Genomic DNA, 20,641 nt, shown 5'->3' with positions numbered 1-20,641 from the left:
CGATACCCAGAGTCAGGAAAAACAGAATTTTGCACTAAATTGACTTAGTTTTTGGCAAACAAATGAATTTAGTAGGACGGGAAAACATTATACTTAAAAGCCACGTTCACGACAATATGATCAGGCCATCTAGTTGCACAAAATTTAATTATATTTCGACGATTTGTCAGAAAGCGATAGTGTAACGATTTAAAAACGGGGTAAACTGGCGTTTTACTTTTCCTTCACGAACAAAAATAAAATACTATGACTCAATTGCAAAGCGTTTTAGACGCCATCGACGAGATTAATAAAAACGATATCAATACCACCGTTGTTGACGGTGTCAGCCATCCAAAAGAGTTATTATACGGTCAGTATATGACAACATGTCTTGAGCAATATTGGCCCGAGGCAAACGAATATTTGCAAATTGCCGTACGCGCACAACATGTAAAACGTTGGCATTTAAAGCGCGCTGATTTCGCTATTGGCAAACAAGGTTACTTAACTTGGCGTAAAGAGTTAGGTATTTTTCATGCAGCAACGGCCAAAACGTTAATGCTTGAGCATGGCTACAATGAAGAAGCAGCCGAAACAACAGCCGCTATTATTCGTAAAGAAAAGCTAAAATCAAATAACGATAGTCAAACCTTAGAAGATGTCGCTTGCTTAGTATTTTTACAATATTACTTTGATGAATTTGCCGCTAAACATAAAGAAGATAAGATTATTCGTATTGTGCAACTTACTTGGCGAAAAATGTCAACGCAAGGCCAAGAAATAGCCTTATCATTAACTTTGCCGCCTCATTTAGCTCAGTTAGTTGGCAAAGCATTGGCTTAGCCCTAACTTATTTTTCTTCGACAGACTGGCTTTCTGCAGGCTTATCTTGGCCGGATTTACCAAGGTCGGATTGACCTTGGTTAGGATTGCTTTGTTCAGGCGCTTTACCCGTTATCATTTCTTTATTGCCATCAGAGAGTGGTAAGCGCCATAAAAATACAAACGGCCAAGCAACCAAGCCAACCACTAACAACTTAAGTGCTAATGAAGGCAGAATGTAGCACGACCAAAGTGTTGCTATCACAATAGAGCTTAACGAAACTATTTTTGCTCGTTTAGGAATACTGCGAGACTGTTCCCAGTGATAAATCATTGGTCCAAATACTTTATTTGCTAATAACATTTTGTGCATGCGTGGTGACGATTTTGCAAAACATGCGGCGGCAACTAATAAAAATGGCGTGGTTGGTAGCAAAGGTAAAAATGCTCCAATAAAAGCCAACGCAACAAAAAACAATCCAGCTATTTTTAATAACATTTTCTACGATATATTCCTAAATTAAGTGCTTACTCTACAACTAAAAACGGTTGTTTATTGCCAACAGGTAAGCCACGGTATTGTTTGCCATGTTCGATTAACAGTACTTCTCCGTACTGACCATTTTTAATACTAGAATCTATAGCGATCACTCTGCCGTTATAGCGGGTTTCCAATTTTTCCTGTGAGGTATGTCCAACCACTAAATAGCTAATATCAAAGTGTTTTAATAATAAATCGATTTCTTGTTCGCTAGCCCCAAGTACATTAAAATAGCCTCGATACCAAATAGGTCCGTTTCGCTTATGTAAGTACTTTCCCCAACCACTGCGTGCTTCATCTAATTCAGCTTTAACTAAGTTAGCTTTAAATACTTGATTAATTTCGGTTAACGTACGTTTCTCAGTTGCAAGTTCAGGATGAAAACCACCATGTGCAAATAACATATCATTAATTTTCACCAATACAGATTTGCTTCTCAACCATTGCCCTAGCAAAGTATTTTTTCCATACAGCTGCTCAAAGGATTGGTTAAACTCACTAGCCGTATATTGGTATTTTTCATGGATATAACGTAAATCACCATTGAGCACCATCACTTCATGATTTCCCAAAAGAAGGTGCACTTTACCGCCAGCTTGCTCTGCTTGTTTCTCTAGAGAAAATAACCACCAAAGAATTTCAGTAACCTTATCTCCTCGGTCGAAAACATCACCGGTGATCACTAAGTGCCCTTTGCCATAAGACCAATTTTTTTCTTTATCAACAATGCCATTATTGATAAATATTTTGCTCATAAGCTCAAGTTGGCCATGAAAATCGCTGATCGCGGCAATATTTTCATCCGTAGTAAAAACAAGATCTTTTGCTCGAAAACTTGTTCGATCAAGCGCTACATTTAACCCACATTCGTCAAAGTTAATTGGTAAGGTTTCAGCTGAGAAAAAGCGACTTTTATGTTCATTTTTGCAAATCCAGTCAAAACGCAATTGACTGTTTTCCCATGTAACATATGGCCCATCACTATAGTCAAATTTGTTACCCTCAAACGCGCTAACTTGCCCATTAAGCGAGAATAGAAAGAATATTGTGATCAAAGGCCAACGAAATATGGAAAACAACATTGTTGAGTAACTTCCTTTTCTAAAAATAGTTAAATTGTTAAATTGTTAACGTTCAGTATTCCAGCTGAAAAAATAGGCACCTAATGCTAAAAATAGCACACTCATACCCATCAAAATTGACACGTGATAACTAATATCCGCTAAGGTTGCCCCTTCGGTAATAATTTTACGAGCACCAGCGACTAAATGTGTTAACGGTAAAAAATCAGCAAAAACTTTCACTGCATTAGGTGCGCCTTCTAAGCTAAACCAAACACCTGATAACAACATCATTGGCCATGAGCTTAAATTTAATAAGCCACCAATTAACTCTTCACTTTTACTACGACTTGCCACTAATAAACCTAACGTTATCAAACTAAAGGCACCTAATATGGCAATGACGAGCAAATCAAAATAGCTACCTAACATGTAGAAATCAAAAAACACATTACAGCAAAGATAAACGACTGATGACATGAAAATCACAATAAATAGCCGTGAAACTAGTTGTGCTGAAACAAACTCTAACGCTGACAATGGCGTCGCTTTTAGGCGTTTTAACACTGCATTTTTTCGATAACGCACAATAACGTAACCAACGCCAAATAAGCAGCTAAACATCATATTCATACCAAGAATACCTGGTAGCACCCAATCGACGTAGCGTATTTTTTTACCTTGAGTTTCTATCCGTTGAAAATTTTTATGGTCACTTAAAAATATCTTTTCTACTAGGTAACTATTTGGCGCACCTTGATTTACCCAGTATTGCTGCGTATTAAAATTAATTAGTAAATCAATACTATGCTGCTCAAGCTTTACTTTAGCCAAAGCGGTTTCTTGATAGTCAATAAAGCCAACATGCTTAGTATCTAAAAAGCTTGATTGGCTTTGCGCCAAATTCATCACACCAACTTTATATACTGCTCGGCCGTCACCAGAAAACACAAACGACAGACCAACCAGCATTAAAATAGGAAAAAACAAATTCCAACCAAGGGATGAGCGATCACGAAAAAATTCAATATTTCGAGCTTTAACCACGGCAAAAAAACGTGAAAAATTCATCTTATTAATCCCTTATGGTATGACCGGTAAGCTTTAAAAATAAATCATCTAAATTCGGAGATTTTACGTGTAGCCCTGAAAGTGAAACATTTTTGGCGAGCAATAATGCAATAGTTGCTTCAACATCCGTTGTGGTAATTTCAACTTGTTGGTTTTGTACTTGCCAGTTTAGCTGCTGGCTAAGTTCAGTAGGCACCTGCTCAGCAGGTAAGTAAATAAACACTTCTTCAAAGTGCTTGTTCAGTAATTCTCGTGGCGTGCCACGCTCAATGACTTTACCGTGATCCATGATCAAAACATCGTCACAAAGTTGTTGCGCTTCATCCATGTAATGTGTGGTTAACACAACCGTTTTATTGCGCGCTTTAATATTTTTAATAAGCTGCCAAAAATTACGTCTAGCTTGCGGGTCTAAACCCGTAGTGGGCTCATCAAGAAAAACAATTTCAGGATCATTAATTAATGCTAACGCCAATAAAAGTCGTTGGCGCTGCCCGCCAGACAGTAAGCGGTTATCGCGGTCTAAAAACTCACTTAAATCACACAACTCAATTAATTCTTCGTGCGCTACGGTGTGTTTATAAAAAGAAGTAAATAGATTTAAGGTTTCTTTAACCGTTAAAAAGTCTTGTAATGCGGTATGTTGAAATTGAATACCTATTTGCTGCGACATCGACTCATCAACAGGTTTATCGTGATAAAAAACTTGACCTTTCGTCGCCTTAATAATGCCTTCCATTATTTCGATGGTCGTGGTTTTCCCAGCTCCATTTGGCCCAAGTAAACCAAAGCACACACCTTTTTTAATCGAAAAATTAATATGGTCAACCGCAACAACATCTTTATAGCTTTTGGTGAGATTTTCCACTCGAATAACTTCTTGCATAACACACCTTAATAATTCGCTTTCTCGCATTTTAACGGCTACTTAAAAATATTAATACAACAAAGATAATACTTTACAAATGATAACGATTATCATTTGCATTAACTTGGAAATTCTACTATTGTTTAAGAAAACTTAGTGACGATAGGAGATAACCATGGGCATTAGACAAGTAAGCGAAGGCTGCAACAACACAGCCCGTGTTGAAATATCAACAGTATTATTAGCCGAATTAATCAGCTCTGGCGCACTTGCTGGCAATGAATGTAAATGCCTAGACAACAATGCAAGAAAGACGCTTTGGCAATCACTGCTTAACTTAAGTATTGGGGAATAATACCATGACCACTGAATTACCCGTTGCTGAAATTAGTTATTTAGAAGCTTGGCTCGAAAGCTTTATTAGCAGCTATAGTCAATCATCAAATAAACAATTACTCGCTAAAATATGCCTTGGCGTCAATGCGATTATGCAACACGACGATTTTGACCAACTTGCCGATCGCCACTGTAGCTACTACAAAATGAAGAATTATTGGCTGTGGCGCTATCAAATTGCCTAATGCTGATATTCGCTAAGTATCAGGCTATGTAATAACTGCTAGATAATGCTTATTGATGTAACTAATCAGATGTTGATTTAAGGCTTTCTTACCGGTGAAGTTATAGTTAGTGCAAACATCTTCAATACTTTGCTTTTGCAGTATCCGGGCGATTAGCGGTAGAATTTCACTATCAAAATGTTCACAACAATGCAGCAGTAGCCAGTGGTGCAAGCCAAGTACGCAGCTGCTAAATTGTCGCTGACCGCTTATAAAATCGGCCACCGCTTGATGATGTATAGCATCAAGCCCATTGATGCTAGCCTTATTCTTCAGAGGGGAGTTGTGATGCAGCACTTGCCAAACCATTTTCTCCGGCAACTGGCTAAACTCATCGGTTAGCCAGTAATCAAACTGCTGATAAAAACGCTGAGATATTTCTTGCTGCTTTTTAGTCACCTTAACCTTTAATAGCTTAATGACTAAACAAGAATGTTCACCACTGGCTTTATCTTTATTAAATCCTATACGCGCTAATTCAAAACCGCTTTCTTGCCAGAAGCTAAGTAAATTAGCATTGCCAGCAAAACTCGACCCTATAAAGTCAATGCCTTGTGCTTGCACTTGCTGTTCAATTTCACCAAGAAAGTGCTTTCCAAGCCCTTGTCCTTGAAATTGTGGGTGTATAGCAATACGCATCACCCGTTGATAACTGTATTCAAAACTGTCGTTAATACCACAATGAGTTAATAGTGATTGCGGTAGAAACTGATCGCGCATTCGACGTTGATTATCTTTTACCAACTCAACCAAATCACTGGCCAATTGCCCTTCCTGCATTAACATCGCGACACCTAAAATATTGCCATGGTGCTTAACAATAAATAATGAAACGGTGGCACTGTTTAGCAAAAACTTTAAATCACTTGGTGAGGTTTGGTAATGCGCAGTTACTAAAACCGCAAACACTTGCTGTAATAACGCTTCGTTTTCTAATAACTGTAAAGCGCTAATTTTCTCAACAAGATAACCGGAATAACTTGTTGGCTGCTCTTGAGCTGTTATCAGTTTACTTTCAGGGTACTTAGGCAAGCTAGCATTGAGTAAACAGCTGGAAAAAACGAAAGCCTCAAGCGGATCATTTTTAGCCCAACGAATAGGCTCATTAATGTGCATTTTACGCCACTGCGGCTTTAACTTATTAAGGATCATGCGAAACTTAATACTAAAGCCACGCCCTGCTCCTTCATAGCCATGCACTGTGCTAGCAAAAATCAAACGATGATAATTAACCAATAACTGTTGTAATAAATAAACCGGCAATGCCGCCGCTTCATCAACCATTACTAAACCGGCTTGTGGTTGCTCTTTTAAAAGTTGATCAATCGGTAGAAAGGTTACTTCACCATTAGCATGTTCGACACTATTGGTTTTCATTATTGCATTAGGTAAGTGCTGTTCAATTTGCTGAAAAAAAACCTTCAGTGACTGCCGACTTGCTGTAGTAATGATGATATTGATGCGTTGTTTGGCATTGGTTAATAATTGACAAGCAGCTAGCGCCATTGCTGAGGATTTCCCACGTCCGCGATCGGCGGTTAATACAAAAGGTCGATCTCGATGGCCAAACATCACTTTTAACATACCATCAACAGCCGTTACTTGCTCTTGTGTTACACAAGCATATGGCAGTGCTAAAGCTTGCTCAGCTTGCTCAGCAATAAAGAGGGCATCTTGCTTAATTAATTTAGGAAATATTGCTGATTGATAATCATTTTGTCTAATGATTTGACTATTGCTCGCCTTTAACCTTTGATAAAAGCGCTGTAAGAAATAGTCTGTTGCGGGTAATCCTAAGTCGTCAACACTGTTATACTCGCTATTATTAATAGTGAGTATAAACGTGCCACCTGCCACCAATGTACCAGAAAGTGCAGCAAAGGCATCAACATCAAAGCTATATTCACTAGTTTCAATCTTATTATCAAAGTCGGCAAACGGAAAAATAACGACTTGTTGCTCTGTACCTAACTGCTGAGCATAATTTTTACGATTAACAGCCGTAATATTTTGCTGGTATTTTGAATATGAGTAATCATTTTCACTAGTTGCTGGTTGGTAAACTAGCCCCAGAGAATCATTGCCATTAGCGTTATGTGAAGCTGTAGCTATTCGAAAAAGTATTGACTCAACAGTTTGCTGTACCCAATCAAAATCACCTTCCAAAACCACAAGATTACGCCAACGATTATGCTGCGATAATTGTTGTAACTGGCAATACCAATGAGCAAATTTTTCTTTCGACATCAATCAATTTAACCTTAAAAACTTTCAAGCTTATACCTAAGCTGCTAAGGCATAAGTCTATCAGAGCATAATACTATTTCGCATAATTATTTGTTTTCATTGTAAGCCAAATTATTAGCCTAACTAAATATTCTGCAGCGAATTAAATTATATTTGAATTAAATATGAAAAATTATTATTTGAATATTTTCTGCTTGTTGCCTATGTTCAATTTAAGATAAATTTTATTATTTAAAGTCGACTAAATAATATGTAAATCGATTGTGGCAATGTTTTTATTGTAATGGCAGCAAATGCTATAAAAAACTCTAGGTATAATCAATGAACAACAATTTTACAGATAATATGACACCACCCGTCGAACAAAAAAGTTACGACAAAGACTTGCCCAAAGGAGAACAAGCAGCACATAACACTGAAGTTAGAAAACGTATTGATGATCTTTTAGAGCGAAAGCGTCTGAAAGAACTTTTAGATGACTCCGATGATTGGGATATTTAGTTTTAAGGCTACTAACGTCGAAATTCTCGAGCGAAATTACAATCTAAACAAACAATTTAAAACATGTAGTTTAACTATTTGAGAGCTAACTTATATTCATTAGGTGCCACGCCCCAGTAAACTTTAGAGTAAGTACTATTTAATTACAGATAGTAAATTAGAATATGCATCTGTCCATAGAACCTTTTGCTCATTATTTAACTTAAAATAAGTAGACCTGCTCGCTATTTCTTCATTAGTGTAGAAATCTTTATTATTAGTCACTACAACCCATTCCGCGGTATGCGCATGACTATTATCTGAAGCAGAATAAAAGTGTTGCATTTTCATTCCTAATTTTTCAGATAATGTCGCAACCAGCGGTAATAAATCGAGATGATTATTAGAAATATGTAACACCAATAAGCCATCCTCTTTTAGGTGTTCCCAATACAAGCGAAAAGCTTCTAATGTTAACAAATGGACAGGGATAGAATCGCTAGAAAATGCATCAACAATCAATACTTGATACTCTTGGCTACCATTCTCTGCAAACTCATTTTGTAAGGTAACTCTGGCATCGCCTATACGAACAGAGACATCAGCTTTTGACGTTGAAAGATAACTAAAGTAATTTTTAGCAGCAAACTCTACATCAGGATTCAATTCATAAAACACATAGTCATCACCTATGTTACCATATGCTGCGAGCGTTCCTGTCCCTAAACCAATAACACCGACTTTTTTAGGGTGATTAAAAGCAAACTCCTGCAACACTAATGAAACGCCAGTATCAAGTCGATAGTAACTCGTCGGAATATCACGTTCCAGTTCGGATAACGATTGTGTTCCGTGTGATGTCGAACCATCAAATAACATTCTAGTTGGACGCTCAATCTCATCGAAGTCCTTTACTGATAAAGTGCCATAAAAGTTTCGACTATTGTAAACATCGTCTTTGAAATACACATTATTGAGTTTAAGAAAGTACAGACTAAATGCAAAAACTCCAGCAATACTTACCGCGGCAAAGTACATGTTTTGTTTCTTCATTCTTCGACTCAGTTTATTATTTCTGCTTTCTCTCCATAACGAACAAGAAAAGAGTATATAAACTATCGCTATACCTACCGGAAATTCGTAATATTGAGTAAAGAGTTGCTCTGCAACTACCGAAGTAAATATGCTGCCCATAACCCCGCCAAAAGCCATCACCAGATAAAACGATGTTAACTTATTATTATTAGGCTTTAATCGAGCGAGTTCTCCATGACATAACATACAGGCGAAAAATAAAATTGAAGAATAAATGGCCACTTGTATAAAAATGCTAAATTGAGTACCAATAAAAAACATTAATATAGCCGCAATTGAACAACCAGAAAACAATATGAAACAATAGTTTCGAACATACCATTTATCGCTATTAAAACAGATAATATAAGTAAGCAGATAGATGCAAAGTGGCAATATCCATAGAAAAGGAGTGGGCGGTATGTTCTGAGTCATGGCGCTAGTAGTTGAAATCATTAATATTACACTCGCAGCGGAAAACAAAAACCAAAGCAAAGCATTCACTGAGTTTGATGCTGATTCTCGCTGGTCATTAACTGAAATAAATTTCGGTTCTTCAAAAACTTGGCCATATAGCTGGTAACCGATGAGTAATATTAATACAGCAAATATGCCGTAACCTATCGACCAAGTATAAACTTGAAGATCAGTTGAGATATTTGGTTCAATCAGAAATGGATAAGATAAAAGTGCTAACAAAGAGCCTAAATTCGATAATGAATACAAACGGTAAGGTTCATTATTTTTAGATATGCAACTATACCACTTTTGTATTAATGGCGCTGAAGATGCCAGGATAAAGTATGGAAATCCAACACCAATAAGTAATGAGGAAATAATTGCAAACTGCGGCACTTCCCAACCGAGCGAAACATCACTCGAAAATGGCACTATAGGCAAAAAGTACAAACTAGCTCCAATAAGAGTACTGTGAATTACTACTTGATGATTCAAATTTGATAATTTAGTTAGGCAGTGAGAATACAAATATCCCAAAAGTAAAAACAGCTGAAAGAACAACATACAAGCTGTCCATATCGCTGCACCACCACCAAAATAGGGTAATGCCATTTTGGCTAAAATAGGTTGAATCTGAAACAGTAAAAAAGCACTAATAAAAATGGTGACTAAAAACTTCATTAATTAACTGACACTCTTGTTTAAATACTTAACATTCCTTTAACTATATTCAAATCAAAGGCTACTAACTTATTAATAATACAGATTATTGCACGTTTTCAGCGTAAAATGACAACTCAGGTGTAAATAGATTAAACACAAAATCACTTAACATTTTTAACAAAAAATTTGCTTGTAAATATTTGTTTATATTTCAAAACTGATATCATAAGCTCAACTAGCCATTAGCCTAACAGCCCTTCTATGACCTTATTTGAAAAACTGCGTTGCTTGTTTACCTTTGGGCAAGGTGTTGCCCTACCTTTGCCAGCCATTGATCAAAATGCAGATCCTTTTTCACTATTCGAGCTTTGGTTCGACGATGCCAATAAATCCGGTATTTTGCTACCTGAAGCGGTATCGGTTAGTAGTGTAAGTGAGAGCGGTCAGCCTAGCTCGCGCATGGTGCTATTAAAAGAATTCGATACTGATGGTTTTGTGTTTTATACCAATTACGCTAGCCGAAAGAGTAATGAACTAAACGCAAATGATAAAGTAGCGTTGTTATTTCATTGGAATGTTTTACAACGTCAAATTCGCATAGAAGGCTGTGTTGAAAGAGTCAGTGCTGAACAATCGGCAAAATACTTTCACAGTCGTGACCGAGGCAGTCAAATTGGCGCATGGGCATCGAAGCAAAGTAGTAAAATTCAAACAGAGAATGAATTAGCTGAAAGTGTTGATTACTACACGAAAAAATTCGCTAATAAAGACGTACCGTTACCTGAGTTTTGGGGCGGATGGCGTGTTAAGCCAAACTACATTGAATTTTGGCAAGGAAGAGCGAGTCGATTACATGATCGTGTTTGCTTTGAAAAATCAGCTGCTACTTGGGAAAACTTTAAGTTACAGCCGTAAGTTCGACTAAACCTGTGATTCAAAAAAGGGAAGCAACTGCTTCCCTTTTTTATACTTATATCTTTCTAACTCAGTTTGTTCTCGCTAGTATTATCAGCCAACTAAAGCTAACAATATACCTGCTGCAACCGCAGAGCCTAATACACCTGCAACATTTGGTCCCATTGCGTGCATCAGTAAGAAATTATGCGGGTTAGCCTCTAAGCCAACCTTATTAGCAACACGAGCAGCCATAGGTACTGCAGAAACACCGGCGGCACCAATGAGTGGGTTAACTTTATCTTTTGATAATTTATTCATTAGCTTCGCCATGAGTACGCCAGTAGCTGTACCAATAGAAAATGCTACCGCTCCAAGTGCTAGTATACCTAATGTTTTTGCATTCAAAAACTGCTCGGCACTGAGTTTAGAGCCAACCCCTAAGCCTAAAAATATAGTAACAATGTTAATCAACTCGTTCTGTGCGGTAGAGCTTAAGCGGTCTACAACACCACATTCACGCATCAAATTACCTAAGCAAAACATGCCAACCAAAGGAGTTGCTGCCGGTAAAAAGAATATTGTCATCAATAACACAGCAAGTGGGAAGATGATTTTTTCAACACGTGTTACATGGCGTAGTTGTGCCATTTCAATTTTACGTTCATCTTCAGTGGTCAGTGCACGCATAATTGGCGGCTGAATAATCGGAACCAAAGCCATATATGAATATGCAGCAACGGCTATGGCACCAAGTAAATCAGGCGCTAGTTTAGATGCTAAAAATATTGCAGTAGGACCATCAGCTCCACCAATGATGGCTATTGCTGAAGCATCTTTCATTGAGAAGTCTAAACCGACATAATTCAACGCTATAGCACCAAATAAGGTAGCAAAAATACCGAACTGTGCGGCGGCGCCTAATAATAAGGTTTTAGGGTTGGCGATCAAAGCGCCAAAATCAGTCATCGCGCCAACACCCATAAATATTAATAATGGGAATATGCCAGTATCAATACCTGCATAGTAAATGTAATGCAGTAAACCGCCAACTTCTGAAAAGCCAGCGACTGGGATGTTGGTTAAAATAGCACCAAAACCCATAGGCACAAGTAATAATGGTTCAAAATTACGTGCGATAGCAAGGTAAAGTAAACCACTGCCAACTAACATCATGATGACTTGGCCTAACTCAAAGTTTGCTAAGCCTGTAGACATCCATAATACTTTTAATGATTCCATGAGTTATCCTATACCAAGCTTAACAAGGTATCACCAACGGCAACTGAATCACCTTCTCTGATGTTTACCGTCGATATTTCACCTGCTTTGGTTGCACGGATCTCAGTTTCCATTTTCATCGCTTCCATGATGATAACAACATCGCCTTCTTCAACTTCATCACCTTCATTCACTAGCACTTTAAAAATATTACCAGCCAGTGGCGCATTTAAAGGCTCGCCACCTGCTGAGCTTGCAGCAACTGGTGCATTAGTAGATGCTTGAATGTTCTCAATTGAACCACCTGGTGCGACAACAACGTCATAAATTTTGCCATCAACACTAACAGCGTAGCTTTCAGGTGCTGTATTAGCCGAGCTTGCAATTGGAGCTGAACTAGCGACTGACTTTTTGGCAGAAGGTTTAACGGGTGCAGGCTCAAAAGCATCTGGATTATTGCGATTTTCTAAGAATTTCAAACCAATCTGTGGAAACAAAGCATAGGTTAATACGTCATCAATAGTATCGTCAGCCAAAGAAATGCTTTTCTCTGTAGCAATTTCTTGTAACTCAACTGAAAGTTTATCCATTTCAGGGTCAAGTAAATCAGCTGGACGACATGTAATCGCTTCTTTACCGTCAAGCACTCTTTCTTGTAGCTCAGCATTAACCTCGGCTGCTGTTGTACCGTATTCGCCTTTGAGAACACCTGCAGTTTCTTTAGTAATGGTTTTATAACGTTCGCCAGTTAGTACGTTAAGTACCGCTTGTGTACCAACAATTTGTGATGTTGGCGTGACTAAAGGAATATATCCAAGATCTTTACGCACTTTTGGAATTTCAGTTAAAACTTCATCAAGTTTATCAGCTGCGCCTTGTTCTTTAAGCTGGCTTTCCATATTAGTTAACATGCCACCTGGCACTTGAGCTAACAATATACGGGCGTCAATGCCACGTAAGCTACCTTCAAATTGTGCATACTTTTCACGAACATCACGAAAGTAAGTCGCAACTTCCGCTAACTTAACCATATCTAAGCCAGTATCACGTTGCGTGCCTTCAACGATAGAAACAATAGTCTCTGTTGGTGAATGACCATAAGTCATACTCATTGAAGAAATAGCAGTATCAATAACATCGATGTCAGCATCAATGGCTTTCATGTGCGTTGCAACACTCAAGCCGGTTGTTGCATGACAATGTAAGGCAATAGGCAAGGCTACAGTTTCCTTCAAACGACCAATAAGCTCAGCAGCATCATAAGGCTTTAATAAACCTGCCATATCTTTAATACATAAAGAATGCGCGCCCATGTCTTCAAGCTGTTTGGCCATTGTCAACCAGCCTTCAAGTGTATGTACTGGGCTTTCGGTATAACTTAATGTTCCTTGAGCATGAGCTCCAACTTTTACAGCTGATTTAATTGCTGTTTCTAAGTTGCGTACATCGTTCATTGCGTCAAAAATTCTAAATACATCAATACCATTAACGTGAGCACGCTCGACAAATTTTTCTACCACATCATCTGCATAATGACGGTAACCTAAAATATTTTGACCACGAAACAACATTTGTTGCTTGGTTTTTGGCATTGCTTTCTTCAGTGCTCTAATACGTTCCCAAGGATCTTCACCTAAGTAGCGAATACAAGAATCAAACGTAGCGCCACCCCAAGACTCAATTGACCAATAGCCTATATCATCCATTTTAGCTGCAATGGGTAGCATATCTTCCAAACGTAAACGTGTGGCAAGCAATGATTGATGGCCGTCGCGTAGCACGACTTCAGTTATTCCTAAAGGCTTGGTCATGGTCATTTCCTATTTCTGTACAGATTGTTGTTGACGATATTGCGTAACCGCAGATGAAATTGCTGCAACGACAGCAGGCGAAACACCTTTATCGTCTTGCTTTTTATTATTCTTTTTACGTTGAGTTTTATTTTCAACAATGGCATCGGGATATTTTTTTGCTAATCGCACTAGAACAGTATTGATGAATATAATTAACAAGCCTAAAAAGGCAAAAACAAAAACCATTCCGGCAAACATTAACGTACCCGCTTCAATAAACAACGCTTGAAGATTTTCCATTATTTTACTCTCAAGTAATTTTTATATAATTAGAATAATCACTCCAATATGTAAAAAGCAAACAAATTTTAATATTTTTGCTAAAAAAAATAATGTCAAGACCAAATCGTACACAAAACAGGCTGTTTTTAATGTTTTTTCATGTTTATTATATACAATAATGATATACAAACGTTATTGTATACAATATTAAAACCATGAATAGCGGGTATCACAACACGAAAAACACAAAAAGTATACAATATCCAATGTTAAATAACTTAACCAAACAGTCAGTTTAACCTGTTTAAAAAGCCAACAAAAGAAGAGAAAAGATCACACTTAAACACGTATATATGGACGTTAAAAAGTGCATAATTACAGTTATATTACAAAACAGTAAAATTCTCTACTAACCCCCTCTCCCACAAGTTGTGAATACCTAGTGTTGAAATACGGCCAATAACGAAGGTAGTTGCGCAAAAGCAACAACTAGGTAATGATATTTTACGCTCGGTTAGCACTACTTTTCATTCCTTCAGCGAGATATCCCTCTATAAAAGTGGACTAATTATCAGCACTTTAGCACCTACAGCGGGAGAAAATTAGATAATAAGCTATTGATCTAAAATTACTTATCAAAAATTAAGGATGTTCGGTATTAGAGTAGATATTTTTTAATTTAAAATTTTAATACCAAGCAAAGAAAATAGCGATAAGCATGGCTTTTGATATTCGAAGAATAGTGAAGAAAACTGTTGATATTTTATAGGTGAAAAAAAACCAGCCATAAGGCTGGTTTTCTTAGTGTGGCGGACGCGGCAGGAGTCGAACCTGCGACCGCCTGGTTCGTAGCCAGGTACTCTATCCAGCTGAGCTACGCGTCCGCAATAAACTGTTTTTTATATCTCATGCTTAGGAGATAACGAACATAATTCGTAGCCAATAATGTTAGATAATCTATCCAACTAAACTACGCGTCCGCAATAAACTGTTTTTTTATATCTCATGCTTAGGAGATAACGAACATAATTCGTAGCCAATAATGTTAGATAATCTATCCAACTAAACTACGCGTCCGCAATAAACTGTTTTTTTATATCTCATGCTTAGGAGATAACGAACATAATTCGTAGCCAATAACGTTAGATAATCTATCCAACTAAACTACGTGTCCGCAATAAACTGTTTTATATCTATGCTTAAGATAATAAGCCTTTATCATTGTTATCAGCATCAATTAACAAACCAACTAAGCAATGTACTTACATATATTTATTTTTTAACTAGCATTAATATTAGCTACTCTTTCATATTTAACCACTTAAAGAAAAGTGGCGGACGCGGCAGGAGTCGAACCTGCGACCGCCTGGTTCGTAGCCAGGTACTCTATCCAGCTGAGCTACGCGTCCGCAATAAACTATTTTTTTATATCTCGAGCTTAGGAGATAACGAACATGCTTCGTAGCCAATAACGTTAGATAATCTATCCAACTAAGTTACACATCCATAACAAACTATTTTTTTACATCTCGAGCTTAGGAGATAACGAACATGCTTCGTAGCCAATAACGTTAGATGATCTATCCAACTAAGTTACACATCCATAACAAACTATTTTTTTATATCTCGAGCTTAGGAGATAACGAACATGCTTCGTAGCCAATAGCATTGAATAATCTATCCAACTAAGTTACACATCCATAACAAACTGTTTATTAATATCTCTAGTTTAAGAGATAGAGAACTAAATATTACCTACTTAGGTAAACAACCTAGTAAATACTACCTACATTCACAACGAACAATTACATCATCGCTGCTCAAACGATGCCAATCTAAGAAGAATGGCGGAGAGGGAGGGATTCGAACCCTCGAACCGGGATAAACCAGTTACTCCCTTAGCAGGGGAGCGCCTTCGGCCACTCGGCCACCTCTCCAATTTATATTTTGATTTTTATAATCAAAATATAAAAGCAAAAAAAACCAGTCGTTAGACTGGTTTCTCTTAATGTGGCGGACGCGGCAGGAGTCGAACCTGCGACCGCCTGGTTCGTAGCCAGGTACTCTATCCAGCTGAGCTACGCGTCCGCAATAAACTGTTTTTTTATATCTCAAGCTTAAGAGATAACGAACATGGTTCATAGCCATTAACATTAGATAACCTATCCAACTAAACTACGTGCTCATAATAAACTGTTTTATATCTATGCTTAAGATAATAAGCCCTTATCATTGTCATCAACATTAATTAACCAAATTAATTAGACAATGTACTTACATATATTTATTTTTTAACTAGCGTTAATATTAGCTACTCTTTTTTATTTAACCACTTAAAGAAAAGTGGCGGACGCGGCAGGAGTCGAACCTGCGACCGCCTGGTTCGTAGCCAGGTACTCTATCCAGCTGAGCTACGCGTCCATTTTAAACCGTTTATTAATATCTCTAGTTTAAGAGATAGAGAACTAAATATTATCTACTTAGGTAAACAACCTAGTAAATACTACCTACATTCACAATGAACTATTTCATCATCGTTGTTCAAACGATGCCAATCTAAGAAGAATGGCGGAGAGGGAGGGATTCGAACCCTCGAACCGGGATAAACCAGTTACTCCCTTAGCAGGGGAGCGCCTTCGGCCACTCGGCCACCTCTCCAATGGGTGCGAATAATAAGGGATTATAAAAATAAGTCAAACTTTTTTATGTTTTTATTTCTATTTTTTGACTGTTTGCTGAGAATTCAAGCAACACGCTCGATTTTCAAACGTTATCTACTAAACAGCCATTAAAATATCCTGATATATTTTGCTACAAGATCAAAAAAGCCGACTAGTGTCGGCTTTAATTATGAGAAAGCAGTTAGAATTTATTCCCTGAGGATTCGCCCTCTGCTTTTTCAGATTGTATTCTCATATAAATTTCTTCACGATGAACTGACACTTCCTTCGGAGCATTTACACCAATGCGCACTTGGTTACCTTTGACTCCTAATACTGTCACAGTGACGTCGTCTCCGATCATCAACGTTTCACCAACTCGACGAGTTAATATTAACATCCTAATTTCCTTTATGTTTAAAACGGGATCCACTAAATATTTATAAGCTAGTAACAAATTAAATTTAGTCTAATTTTTGCAAAAGTGCACTAAAGTTCATAATAAGTATCTAAAATACTTATTAAACATTGAATATTCCTAAGACAATGTCGAATTTCCAGTGTTAAGCAGAAAACAACTAAAAACCAGTGTAGACTGCATTTGCATATATTAATGCTTATTTTAACAACCTTGATGAAACAATACACACCAAAACGATAGTTTTTTGTAATTTAAGTCAACTTTTCATCATGAAGTATTAATAATAGCCTTATGTTTTACACGTTGTTAACAATAAGACCCAGAAGATAACAAAAAAATTCACTTTAATAGTTAATTAATTATTGTTCTTCTTAGAAGAATGCATAAAAAAAGGGACTAAAAAGCCCCTTATTCAATTTATTTACTTATTATACCCAAGCTACATGAAGATGCAGTTTCAGAGTTAAGCTAGGGAATTAGTTCAAGGCGCCGCACAAAGGTAATGGTTATTCCCTTATCAAGTGCTGCAACGCTGAACTGGTTTTCTAGCTTAGCTCCCTTTGGGCAAGGCGATAAAGGGTCATCTCCATCGTTATTGATTTCTACAATGGAACAACCATTCTCTTCAATCAATGCCTTGATGCTGACCCTTTCTCGACTCGCTGAATCCTGCATTCTCAAATAGTTTGGGTATATAGAGTGATTAACTCAACTTATCTGTTAACCAGTTTCGTGCTGCTGTTAAAGCTGCATCAATGTTTTCGGGTTGGCTACCGCCTGCTTGTGCCATATCAGGACGACCGCCACCTTTACCACCAACTTCTTGCGCGGCAACATTAACTAACTCACCAGACTTTACTTGTCCGATAAGATCTTTAGTTACACCAGCAATTAAGCTAACTTTATTATCGCTAGCTGTTGCTAATAAGATAATGCCTGAGCCCATTTTGTTTTTAAGATCATCAACCATGCCACGTAAAGATTTTGCTTCTACGCCGTCTAAGTTAGCAATTAATGCTTTAATGCCATTAAAGTCTACTGCTTGGCTGATTAAGTCAGATCCAGCCTGACTAGCTAACTGTTGTTTGTATTGCTCAAGTTCTTTTTCGAGTTGTTTATTGCGTTGTAAAACTTGCTCAACTTTACTTGAAACATTGGCAGTATCAGCTTTTACTAAAGAAGCAATAGTGTTTAACGTTTGTTCTTGCGCTTCAAAGTAATTTAAAGCACTTTCACCGGTAACGGCTTCAATTCGACGAACACCAGCAGCAATACCTGATTCAGAAACTATTTTAAATAAACCAATATCACCAGTACGCTCGACGTGTACGCCACCACAAAGTTCAGTTGAGAAGCCGCCTAAAGTTACAACACGTACTTCGTCATCGTACTTCTCACCAAACAATGCCATAGCACCTTTAGCTTTCGCTTCATCGATCTGCATCAAGTTAGTTTCACGTAACAAGTTATCACGAATTTGTTGATTAACCATACGTTCCACTGTATTTAGCTCTTCTCGCGTAAGCCCTTCAAAATGAGAAAAGTCAAAGCGTAGTTTATCCGCATCACATAAAGAGCCTTTTTGCGTAACATGCTCACCTAAAACTTTACGAAGGCTGGCATGCAAAATGTGCGTTGCAGTATGGTTTTTGATGATAGCCGCTCTGCGTTCAGTATTGATTTCAGCTTTAACACGGCGATTCAAACCAATATTGTGACGAGCGATGCCTTTATGAGCAAAAGCATGGCCAAGTTTAAAGGTATCAGTAACCTCAAAAACACCATCATCTATATGTAGCAAACCGGCATCACCTACTTGACCACCAGATTCCGCATAAAATGGTGTTTTATCTAATACTACAATACCTGTTTCACCAGCATTTAGTTCAGCAACTGATGATTCACTATTAAAAAGTTCAATAACGGTTGATGACATCTCGCTACGGGTATAGCCTTTAAATTCTGTTCTGTGATCTGATTTAATGGTTTCATTATAATCAGTACCAAATTGACTGGCTTTTTGAGCTCGTACGCGTTGCTGCGTCATTGCAGCATCAAAACCATCGTGATCAATACTTAGTTCACGTTCACGGGCAATGTCAGCAGTTAAATCAGCTGGAAAACCGTAAGTGTCGTAAAGTTTAAATACGTCACCCCCGGCAATAGTATCGCCTTTAAGTTCTGATAAAATATCTTCAAGTAGCGCCATACCGCGATCAAGTGTACGACCAAATTGCTCTTCTTCAATGCGCAATATTTTTTCAATAATTGCTTGCTGTTGCACTAACTCAGGATAAGCGTCACCCATTTGTTTTGCTAACGAAGCAACTAACTTATGGAAGAAAAATGACTTAGCTTCTAATTTATGACCGTGGCGAATAGCACGGCGAATAATACGACGTAGCACATAGCCACGGCCTTCATTCGATGGCATAACACCATCGGTAATTAAAAAACTACATGAACGAATATGATCAGCAATTACACGTAATGATTTATGCTCCAAGTCATTACATTCTAATAATGATGCAGTATCACGAATCAAACCTTGGAAAATATCAATTTCGTAATTGCTATGCACGCCTTGCATAATGGCGGCAATTCGCTCTAACCCCATGCCAGTATCAACAGAAGGCTTAGGTAGAGCTTCCATTGTTCCGTCAGCATGGCGGTTGTATTGCATGAATACTAGATTCCAAATTTCGATGAAGCGATCACCGTCTTCATCTGGAGAGCCTGGAGGTCCACCAAAAATTTCTTCACCATGATCGTAAAAGACTTCAGAACAAGGACCGCATGGTCCTGTATCACCCATAGACCAAAAGTTATCTGACTCGTATTTTTTATCAGGTGACTTATCACCAATACGAATAATTTTTTCCGCGGGAACGCCAATATCATTTAACCAAAAGTTATACGCTTCTTCATCGCTTTCATAAACAGTGACTAAAAGCTTTTCTTTTGGCAATGCTAATTCTGAGGTTAAAAACTCCCATGCATAATGGATAGCTTCTTTTTTAAAGTAATCGCCAAAACTAAAGTTACCTAGCATTTCAAAGAATGTATGATGGCGAGCGGTATAACCAACATTTTCTAAATCATTGTGTTTACCACCAGCACGAACACAACGCTGTGAAGAAGTTGCACGAGTGTAGCTGCGCGTATCCCCTCCAAGAAATACGTCTTTAAATGGCACCATACCCGCATTAGTAAATAGCAAGGTTGCATCGTTACCTGGTACTAAAGAACTGCTAGCAACAATTTGGTGCTGCTTAGAAGCAAAAAAATCTAAAAATGCCTGACGCAATTGCGCGCTGGTTTCAATCATGTATGTTTCCAACTTTTCTAAAAATTAAGTCTGTTTACGCGTTTAATAATGTCATGGCTTCACTTATTGGAAATCATGTGGTTGCATAAAGCATATTCGTTTTGCTTTATCGTTTTAATATATTATTAGGGACGCACCAATGCGCTTATTATAC

General features: G+C 37.7%; 16 protein-coding genes and 6 tRNA genes. 5 read left to right on the top strand and 17 right to left on the bottom strand.

From position 1 onward, the window contains the following. The first annotated feature begins 246 nt into the window (after positions 1 to 246). On the top strand, positions 247 to 825 hold the full coding sequence (locus B7C41_RS12285) for a DUF4202 domain-containing protein (protein ID WP_085299196.1): 579 nt from the start codon (positions 247 to 249) through the stop codon (positions 823 to 825). Positions 826 to 832: 7 nt separating this feature from the next. Here B7C41_RS12285 and B7C41_RS12280 read toward each other — a convergent pair whose 3' ends face one another. The 4 genes from B7C41_RS12280 to B7C41_RS12265 are packed head-to-tail and all read right to left on the bottom strand — an operon-like array spanning position 833 to position 4,363. Further along, on the bottom strand, positions 833 to 1,303 hold the full coding sequence (locus B7C41_RS12280) for a YbaN family protein (RefSeq protein WP_085299195.1): 471 nt from the start codon (positions 1,301 to 1,303) through the stop codon (positions 833 to 835). A gap of 29 nt (positions 1,304 to 1,332) precedes the next feature. Beyond that, positions 1,333 to 2,427, bottom strand: a complete 1,095-nt coding sequence (locus tag B7C41_RS12275; RefSeq protein ID WP_085299194.1) for a metallophosphoesterase — start codon at positions 2,425 to 2,427, stop codon at positions 1,333 to 1,335. Between the two features lie 45 nt (positions 2,428 to 2,472). Then, positions 2,473 to 3,477: an ABC transporter permease gene (locus B7C41_RS12270; RefSeq protein WP_085299193.1), complete on the bottom strand. Its 1,005-nt coding sequence runs from the start codon at positions 3,475 to 3,477 to the stop codon at positions 2,473 to 2,475. A gap of 4 nt (positions 3,478 to 3,481) precedes the next feature. Further along, positions 3,482 to 4,363: an ABC transporter ATP-binding protein gene (locus tag B7C41_RS12265; protein WP_085299192.1), complete on the bottom strand. Its 882-nt coding sequence runs from the start codon at positions 4,361 to 4,363 to the stop codon at positions 3,482 to 3,484. Between the two features lie 157 nt (positions 4,364 to 4,520). Between B7C41_RS12265 and B7C41_RS12260 the strand changes: the two genes are divergently transcribed. Beyond that, positions 4,521 to 4,700 (top strand): hypothetical protein, encoded by a 180-nt coding sequence (locus B7C41_RS12260; protein ID WP_085299191.1) that lies wholly within the window; start codon positions 4,521 to 4,523, stop codon positions 4,698 to 4,700. A 4-nt stretch (positions 4,701 to 4,704) separates the two neighbouring features. Next, the gene (locus B7C41_RS12255; RefSeq protein ID WP_085299190.1) at positions 4,705 to 4,926 is read left to right on the top strand and encodes a hypothetical protein; all 222 of its coding nucleotides are present in this window, start codon (positions 4,705 to 4,707) and stop codon (positions 4,924 to 4,926) included. A gap of 24 nt (positions 4,927 to 4,950) precedes the next feature. Here B7C41_RS12255 and B7C41_RS12250 read toward each other — a convergent pair whose 3' ends face one another. After that, the gene (locus B7C41_RS12250) at positions 4,951 to 7,212 is read right to left on the bottom strand and encodes a GNAT family N-acetyltransferase (RefSeq protein ID WP_085299189.1); all 2,262 of its coding nucleotides are present in this window, start codon (positions 7,210 to 7,212) and stop codon (positions 4,951 to 4,953) included. A gap of 321 nt (positions 7,213 to 7,533) precedes the next feature. Here B7C41_RS12250 and B7C41_RS12245 point away from each other — a divergent pair, with 321 nt between their 5' ends. After that, the gene (locus B7C41_RS12245) at positions 7,534 to 7,713 is read left to right on the top strand and encodes a PA3496 family putative envelope integrity protein (RefSeq protein WP_085299188.1); all 180 of its coding nucleotides are present in this window, start codon (positions 7,534 to 7,536) and stop codon (positions 7,711 to 7,713) included. A gap of 135 nt (positions 7,714 to 7,848) precedes the next feature. Here the strand turns inward: B7C41_RS12245 and B7C41_RS12240 are convergent, their stop codons facing one another. Then, positions 7,849 to 9,906, bottom strand: coding sequence for a fused MFS/spermidine synthase (locus B7C41_RS12240; protein ID WP_085299187.1), 2,058 nt, complete (start codon positions 9,904 to 9,906; stop codon positions 7,849 to 7,851). A 243-nt stretch (positions 9,907 to 10,149) separates the two neighbouring features. Between B7C41_RS12240 and pdxH the strand changes: the two genes are divergently transcribed. Next, positions 10,150 to 10,803 carry a pyridoxamine 5'-phosphate oxidase gene (gene pdxH / locus B7C41_RS12235; protein WP_085299186.1) on the top strand — a complete coding sequence of 218 codons (654 nt, stop codon included), beginning with the start codon at positions 10,150 to 10,152 and terminating at the stop codon, positions 10,801 to 10,803. Positions 10,804 to 10,896: 93 nt separating this feature from the next. Here pdxH and B7C41_RS12230 read toward each other — a convergent pair whose 3' ends face one another. The 11 genes from B7C41_RS12230 to alaS all read right to left on the bottom strand — a co-directional run bounded on the left by B7C41_RS12230 (position 10,897) and on the right by alaS (position 20,487). Continuing rightward, positions 10,897 to 12,024, bottom strand: coding sequence for a sodium ion-translocating decarboxylase subunit beta (locus tag B7C41_RS12230; RefSeq protein ID WP_085299185.1), 1,128 nt, complete (start codon positions 12,022 to 12,024; stop codon positions 10,897 to 10,899). Positions 12,025 to 12,032: 8 nt separating this feature from the next. Continuing rightward, a complete protein-coding gene (oadA, locus tag B7C41_RS12225) occupies positions 12,033 to 13,814 on the bottom strand; it encodes a sodium-extruding oxaloacetate decarboxylase subunit alpha (protein ID WP_085299184.1) in 1,782 nt (593 codons plus the stop codon). A 9-nt stretch (positions 13,815 to 13,823) separates the two neighbouring features. Next, positions 13,824 to 14,096, bottom strand: coding sequence for an OadG family transporter subunit (locus B7C41_RS12220; protein WP_085299183.1), 273 nt, complete (start codon positions 14,094 to 14,096; stop codon positions 13,824 to 13,826). 789 nt (positions 14,097 to 14,885) lie between these two features. After that, a tRNA-Arg gene (locus B7C41_RS12215) sits at positions 14,886 to 14,962 on the bottom strand. A 448-nt stretch (positions 14,963 to 15,410) separates the two neighbouring features. Further along, a tRNA-Arg gene (locus B7C41_RS12210) sits at positions 15,411 to 15,487 on the bottom strand. Between the two features lie 436 nt (positions 15,488 to 15,923). After that, a tRNA-Ser gene (locus B7C41_RS12205) sits at positions 15,924 to 16,015 on the bottom strand. Between the two features lie 74 nt (positions 16,016 to 16,089). Beyond that, positions 16,090 to 16,166: transfer RNA gene (locus tag B7C41_RS12200), tRNA-Arg, on the bottom strand. 256 nt (positions 16,167 to 16,422) lie between these two features. After that, positions 16,423 to 16,499, bottom strand: a tRNA-Arg gene (locus tag B7C41_RS12195). Positions 16,500 to 16,644: 145 nt separating this feature from the next. Then, a tRNA-Ser gene (locus tag B7C41_RS12190) sits at positions 16,645 to 16,736 on the bottom strand. A 204-nt stretch (positions 16,737 to 16,940) separates the two neighbouring features. Further along, the gene (gene csrA / locus B7C41_RS12185) at positions 16,941 to 17,138 is read right to left on the bottom strand and encodes a carbon storage regulator CsrA (RefSeq protein ID WP_085299182.1); all 198 of its coding nucleotides are present in this window, start codon (positions 17,136 to 17,138) and stop codon (positions 16,941 to 16,943) included. Positions 17,139 to 17,862: 724 nt separating this feature from the next. After that, entirely contained in the window at positions 17,863 to 20,487 is a 2,625-nt protein-coding gene (alaS, locus tag B7C41_RS12175) for an alanine--tRNA ligase (protein ID WP_085299180.1), read from the bottom strand. Positions 20,488 to 20,641 lie beyond the last annotated feature (154 nt).

This window comes from Cognaticolwellia mytili, from assembly GCF_002104475.1.
GTDB lineage: Bacteria > Pseudomonadota > Gammaproteobacteria > Enterobacterales > Alteromonadaceae > Cognaticolwellia > Cognaticolwellia mytili.
Note: the sequence above shows the minus strand (reverse complement) of the source record. Positions and strands in the feature narration are given on the sequence as shown.

Bases quoted from the DNA above. Each gene is read 5' to 3' on its own strand.
- B7C41_RS12285 (WP_085299196.1), top strand. From the start codon at position 247: ATGACTCAATTGCAAAGCGTTTTAGACGCCATCGACGAGATTAATAAA.
- B7C41_RS12280 (WP_085299195.1), bottom strand. From the start codon at position 1,303: ATGTTATTAAAAATAGCTGGATTGTTTTTTGTTGCGTTGGCTTTTATT.
- B7C41_RS12275 (WP_085299194.1), bottom strand. From the start codon at position 2,427: ATGTTGTTTTCCATATTTCGTTGGCCTTTGATCACAATATTCTTTCTA.
- B7C41_RS12270 (WP_085299193.1), bottom strand. From the start codon at position 3,477: ATGAATTTTTCACGTTTTTTTGCCGTGGTTAAAGCTCGAAATATTGAA.
- B7C41_RS12265 (WP_085299192.1), bottom strand. From the start codon at position 4,363: ATGCAAGAAGTTATTCGAGTGGAAAATCTCACCAAAAGCTATAAAGAT.
- B7C41_RS12260 (WP_085299191.1), top strand. From the start codon at position 4,521: ATGGGCATTAGACAAGTAAGCGAAGGCTGCAACAACACAGCCCGTGTT.
- B7C41_RS12255 (WP_085299190.1), top strand. From the start codon at position 4,705: ATGACCACTGAATTACCCGTTGCTGAAATTAGTTATTTAGAAGCTTGG.
- B7C41_RS12250 (WP_085299189.1), bottom strand. From the start codon at position 7,212: ATGTCGAAAGAAAAATTTGCTCATTGGTATTGCCAGTTACAACAATTA.
- B7C41_RS12245 (WP_085299188.1), top strand. From the start codon at position 7,534: ATGAACAACAATTTTACAGATAATATGACACCACCCGTCGAACAAAAA.
- B7C41_RS12240 (WP_085299187.1), bottom strand. From the start codon at position 9,906: ATGAAGTTTTTAGTCACCATTTTTATTAGTGCTTTTTTACTGTTTCAG.
- pdxH (WP_085299186.1), top strand. From the start codon at position 10,150: ATGACCTTATTTGAAAAACTGCGTTGCTTGTTTACCTTTGGGCAAGGT.
- B7C41_RS12230 (WP_085299185.1), bottom strand. From the start codon at position 12,024: ATGGAATCATTAAAAGTATTATGGATGTCTACAGGCTTAGCAAACTTT.
- oadA (WP_085299184.1), bottom strand. From the start codon at position 13,814: ATGACCAAGCCTTTAGGAATAACTGAAGTCGTGCTACGCGACGGCCAT.
- B7C41_RS12220 (WP_085299183.1), bottom strand. From the start codon at position 14,096: ATGGAAAATCTTCAAGCGTTGTTTATTGAAGCGGGTACGTTAATGTTT.
- csrA (WP_085299182.1), bottom strand. From the start codon at position 17,138: ATGTTAATATTAACTCGTCGAGTTGGTGAAACGTTGATGATCGGAGAC.
- alaS (WP_085299180.1), bottom strand. From the start codon at position 20,487: ATGATTGAAACCAGCGCGCAATTGCGTCAGGCATTTTTAGATTTTTTT.